Here is a 4,947-nt window from a genome sequence, read left to right as displayed (position 1 = left end):
CAGTTCGAGAAATGCGAGCTGGTCAGCATCGTGCGGCCCGAAGACAGCGAGGCCGAGCATCAGCGCATGGTCCGCGCCGCCGAAACGATCCTCGAACGGCTGAACTTGCCGTATCGCAAGTTGCTGCTGTGCACCGGCGACATGGGCTTCGGCGCGCGCAAGACCTATGATCTAGAAGTGTGGCTGCCGGGCCAAAGCGCGTATCGCGAGATCAGCTCCTGCTCGAACACCGGCGCGTTTCAGGCGCGGCGGATGAACACGCGGTATCGCGTCGCCGTCGAGAAAAAGACCGAGTTCGTCCACACGCTCAACGGCTCCGGCCTCGCGGTCGGTCGCACGCTGGTCGCGGTGCTCGAAAATTATCAGAATGCAGACGGCAGCATCTCGGTGCCGGAGGCATTGTTGCCCTATATGGGTGGCGTCGACCGGCTGGAGCCGATCAACAAGTAACGCCGTCACCCCGGCCCTGTGCCGGGGTCCACGGTGCCTCAAGCAAAACCGCCCGCCCCAAGCCCGTTCGCTTGCCTCCCGGTGGACCCCGGCACAAGGCCGGGGTGACGAAAGGATAAGACCGATGCGCATCCTGCTCACCAATGACGACGGCTATCACGCGCCGGGGCTGAAAATCCTCGAAGCGATCGCCGCGCAATTTTCCGACGATGTGTGGATCGTTGCGCCGGCCGAGGAGCAATCGGGTGCGGGGCATTCGTTGACGCTCAGCCGCCCGATCCGCGTGCGCAAACATGCCGAGAAGCGCTTCGCCGTCGCCGGCACGCCGACCGATGCGGTGATGATGGCGCTCGCCAAGATCATGCAGGATCATAAGCCCGACCTGATCCTGTCGGGGGTTAATCGCGGCGCGAACCTCGCCGAGGACGTGACCTATTCGGGCACCGTGTCGGCGGCGATGGAGGGCGCGCTGGCGGGCGTGCGCTCGATCGCGCTGAGCCAAGCCTATGACCTCGAGGGAATGGGCGACACGGTCCCGTTCGAAGCCGCTACCGTCTGGGGCGAGCGTGTGCTGCGCCCGCTGATCGATGCGCCGCTCGAACCGCGCACGCTCGTCAACATCAACTTTCCGGCGGTCGCGGCGGATGCGGTCAAGGGCGTGCGGATCGCGCAGCAAGGCTTGCGCGATTATGGGCGGTTGCAGATCGTCACCAATCGCGATCCGCGCGGCTATGACTATCACTGGTTTGCGCTTGGGCCGACGATTGAGACGCCGGCGCATTCGACCGATCTTGAGGCGGTCGCCGATGGCTATGTCGCCGTGACGCCGCTGCATCTCGACCTGACACATCGCCCGTCGCTCGCTATGTTGGGGGCATTATACGGGTGAGGGGGTGAGTATGGGCGAGCGGAGCAGGACGATATTTAGCGCTTTCCTGCTGGTCTTGACGCTCGGCGGCTGCATTCCCAATCCCGATCGCCCGCAGCGCGGCTATGATCCGCGCGACGACCAGCGACCCTATGAGCCGGAGGGCGGGCGGCCCTATGGCGCGTCGCAAGACCCCTATGAACCGCGCCGGATCGACGATGGCGTCTCCGCCCTTCCCGCCCCGCCGCCGGCCTGGCAGGCGCGCCCGGTGACGCCCGATGCCGAGACGATCGGCACCAGCAGCTACATCGTGCGCCCCGGCGATACGTTGCGCGCGGTCGGCGACCGTACCGGAGCGGGCTCCGAGGCGATCGCCCGCGCCAACGCCCTGCCCGCGCCGTTCGTGATTCGCGCGGGGCAGCGGCTGGAGATCCCCGGCGGGCGCTATCACCTCGTGCGCGCGGGCCAGACCGGAATCGCGATTGCGCGCGCCTACGGTGTCGACTGGTCGCGGATCGTGGGTGCGAACGATCTGGCCGAGCCCTATATCCTGCGCGTCGGGATGCGCGTGCTCATCCCGGGCAGCGCGGGCGGCAGCAGTGCGGCGGAACGCGCCGCCGCCTTCCAGCTCGATATCGACGACATCGTAACCGGTGGCGAACCCGCGCTCGCGGCGAACGATCGCCCGGTCAAGCCGACCACCTCACCGCGCCGCGTGCTCTCCGCCACGCAAGCGATTACCGAACCCAGCCGCCTGACCAGCGGCTTTGCCTGGCCGGTGCACGGCCGCATCGTCGCGCGCTTCGGGCCGAGTGGGGCGACGGGCGAAAAGTATAATGGCGTAAAGATCGCGGTGCCGCTCGGCACGCCGATCCTGGCGGCGGCCGACGGCGTGGTCGCTTATGCCGGATCGGGCGTGCCCAATCTCGGCGGGCTGGTGATCGTCAAGCATGGCGATAGCTGGACGACGGTTTACGGCCATGCCAGCCAGTTGCTCGTTCAGCGCGGACAATCGGTCCGGCGCGGGCAGACGATCGCGCTATCGGGCGATTCGGGCGTGGCGGACCGGCCCGAGGTGCATTTCGAAATGCGCAAAGGGCGCTTGCCGGTTGACCCGCAGCGGCAATTGCCGGGGATTTGACGCTCATTCCGCTTGTGACTCCCCTCCCGCTTGCGAGAGGGGCTGGGGGAGGGCATGTTATGGACCAGCAATACAGCCCCTCCCCTAACCCCTCCCGCAAGCCGGAGGGGGAGAAGATATCATGACCGAGCACACTTCCGCCCTCCTCCGCCTCCTGTCTGAGCGCGGCTACATCCATCAGTTGACCGATGGGGCGGCGCTCGATGCGCTCGCGCTCCGCCAAGTCGTGCCGGGCTATATCGGCTTCGATGCGACCGCGCCGTCGCTGCACATTGGCAGCCTCGTTCAGATCATGATGCTGCGCCGTCTGCAGCAGGCCGGGCACAAGCCGATTGTGGTGATGGGCGGCGGCACGACCAAGGTCGGCGATCCGTCAGGCAAGGACGAATCGCGTAAGTTGCTCGACGATGCCGGAATCGCCGCTAACATCGCCTCGATCCGCCGCGTGTTCGAACGCTTCCTGAGCTTTGGCGACGGTCCGACCGACGCGATCCTGATCGACAATGCCGACTGGCTCGACAAGCTCGAATACATCCCGTTCCTGCGCGATGTCGGGCGGCATTTTACGATCAATCGGATGCTAGCGTTCGATTCGGTCAAGCTGCGGCTGGAGCGCGAGCAGGCGCTGACCTTCCTTGAATTCAACTACATGATCCTGCAGGCGTACGATTTCCTCGAACTGTCGCGTCGCGTCGAATGCCGGTTGCAGATGGGCGGATCGGATCAGTGGGGCAATATCGTCAACGGGATCGAACTCACCCGCCGGATCGACGGGGTCGAAGTATTCGGGCTGACGACGCCGCTGATCACCACCGCCGATGGCGCAAAAATGGGCAAGACCGCGAGCGGCGCAGTGTGGCTCAACGAAGACCAGCTTTCGAGCTACGATTACTGGCAATTCTGGCGCAACACCGATGACCGCGATGTCGGCCGCTTCCTGCGCTTGTTCACCGATTTGCCGCTCGATGAGATTGCCCGGTTGGAGGCACTGCCGGGTGCCGAGATCAACGCCGCGAAGGTGGTGCTCGCCAATGAAGCGACGGCGTTGTGCCGCGGCGATACGGCGGCGCAGGACGCTGCCGAAACCGCGCGGCGCACCTTTGAGGAAGGCACCGCTGGCGATGCACTCCCGACCTTCACGGTGTCGGGTAGCATCGGCGTGGTCGATGCCCTGATCGGCCTCGGCTTCGCCGCGTCGAAAGGCGATGCAAAGCGGCTGATCAAGGGTGGCGGCGCGCGGATCGGGGCGGACAAGGTCAGCGACGAAACGATGATGATCGCGGTCGGCGACGATCCCATCCGCCTCTCTGCGGGCAAGAAGCATCACGGATTGCTCGTTCGCGGCTAACCCTCACACTTTATTTCTGAAAATCTCAAAAAGTGCAGCGCGGTAACCCTTCGTTAAGCGGCTTCGTTGCCACCTGCTTCATACCCCTGTCGTACTTTTGGATGACCGAACCAAGGGGTCTGACAATGGCGATGGCACTGGCTTTGCCGGTCACGGACAACCGTGCGCTGGCCCGAGACGAAGTTCATTACCGCGCACGAGCGTTCGGGCCCGATGCGCGATCGGTGTCGCTGTTGATCGTCAATCTCTCGGCGATGGGGCTGATGGCGCGGGCGGATGTTGCCTTTGCGGTGGGCGAACGGTTGCGCATCACCTTGCCGGTGGTCGGCGTGGTCGTCGCCGAACTGCGTTGGTCGCTCGGCGGACGGATCGGCTGCGAACTTGAGCAGCCAATCGATGTCGCGGATTATTACGATGTGCTGGCGGTGATGTTGAAGGCGCGGTGATCTCCCCGCGCAGCGGTCTTGAAGAAGAATGATCTCACACAAAGCCACAAAGCCACAAAGAAGAAAAAATTCTTCTGACTCTTTGTGCCTTTGCGTCTTTGTGTGAGATCATCTTTTTTGGGCCTCCGGCCCGTCCCGCTCACCCCGAGCGCAACAACGCAACCCCGGCATCGCGCTCGAACAGATAGAGCGCGGTTCGCGCCGCGTGGCCGCGCGGGCCCTCAAGACCGCCGTCGCGGTCAATCAGCAGCCGCGCATCGTCGGTCGCGACCGGCAGCAGCGTGCCGAGCATCTCGGGCGTCGCAAGCCGGAACCCCGCTTCGCCCGATTGCCGCGTGCCGAGCAATTCGCCCGCCCCGCGCAGCCGCAAATCCTCCTCGGCGATGCGGAAGCCGTCGGTCGTCTCGCGCATCAGCGCAAGCCGCGCGCGCGATGTCTCACTCAAAGCGCCCCCCCGAATCAGCAAACAGTTCGACTTGCCCGACCCGCGCCCGACGCGGCCGCGCAATTGGTGGAGCTGCGCGAGGCCGAAGCGATCGGCATGTTCGATCACGATCAGCGTGGCGTTGGGGACATCGACGCCGACCTCGATCACCGTCGTCGCGACCAGTACGCCGATCTGGCCGCCCGCAAACGCCAACATCACGGCGTCCTTTTCGGCGGGTTTCATCCGACCATGCACCAGCCCGACGCG

Annotated in this window: 6 protein-coding genes; 5 read left to right on the top strand and 1 reads right to left on the bottom strand. The window is 65.0% G+C overall.

Going from position 1 to position 4,947, the window contains the following annotated elements; genetic code table 11:
- The 5 genes from ABWP09_RS12940 to ABWP09_RS12920 form a co-directional block, all read left to right on the top strand.
- On the top strand, nucleotides 1-450 hold a 450-nt coding region (locus tag ABWP09_RS12940; protein WP_353205541.1), incomplete at its 5' end, for an aminoacyl--tRNA ligase-related protein.
- 124 nt (nucleotides 451-574) lie between these two features.
- The gene (gene surE, locus ABWP09_RS12935) at nucleotides 575-1,339 is read left to right on the top strand and encodes a 5'/3'-nucleotidase SurE (protein ID WP_353205540.1); all 765 of its coding nucleotides are present in this window, start codon (nucleotides 575-577) and stop codon (nucleotides 1,337-1,339) included.
- A 10-nt stretch (nucleotides 1,340-1,349) separates the two neighbouring features.
- Nucleotides 1,350-2,459 carry a peptidoglycan DD-metalloendopeptidase family protein gene (locus ABWP09_RS12930; protein WP_353205539.1) on the top strand — a complete coding sequence of 370 codons (1,110 nt, stop codon included), beginning with the start codon at nucleotides 1,350-1,352 and terminating at the stop codon, nucleotides 2,457-2,459.
- Between the two features lie 121 nt (nucleotides 2,460-2,580).
- Complete coding sequence (gene tyrS / locus ABWP09_RS12925; protein ID WP_353205538.1) at nucleotides 2,581-3,807, top strand: tyrosine--tRNA ligase; 1,227 nt, start codon at nucleotides 2,581-2,583, stop codon at nucleotides 3,805-3,807.
- A gap of 125 nt (nucleotides 3,808-3,932) precedes the next feature.
- The gene (locus ABWP09_RS12920) at nucleotides 3,933-4,253 is read left to right on the top strand and encodes a PilZ domain-containing protein (RefSeq protein ID WP_353205537.1); all 321 of its coding nucleotides are present in this window, start codon (nucleotides 3,933-3,935) and stop codon (nucleotides 4,251-4,253) included.
- A gap of 139 nt (nucleotides 4,254-4,392) precedes the next feature.
- Here ABWP09_RS12920 and ABWP09_RS12915 read toward each other — a convergent pair.
- A partial coding sequence (locus tag ABWP09_RS12915; protein WP_353205536.1) for a helicase-related protein occupies nucleotides 4,393-4,947 on the bottom strand: 555 nt, incomplete at its 5' end.

The organism is Sphingomonas sp. (assembly GCF_040398505.1).
Classification (GTDB): domain Bacteria; phylum Pseudomonadota; class Alphaproteobacteria; order Sphingomonadales; family Sphingomonadaceae; genus Sphingomonas.
This window is presented reverse-complemented; position numbering and strand designations above follow the sequence as displayed.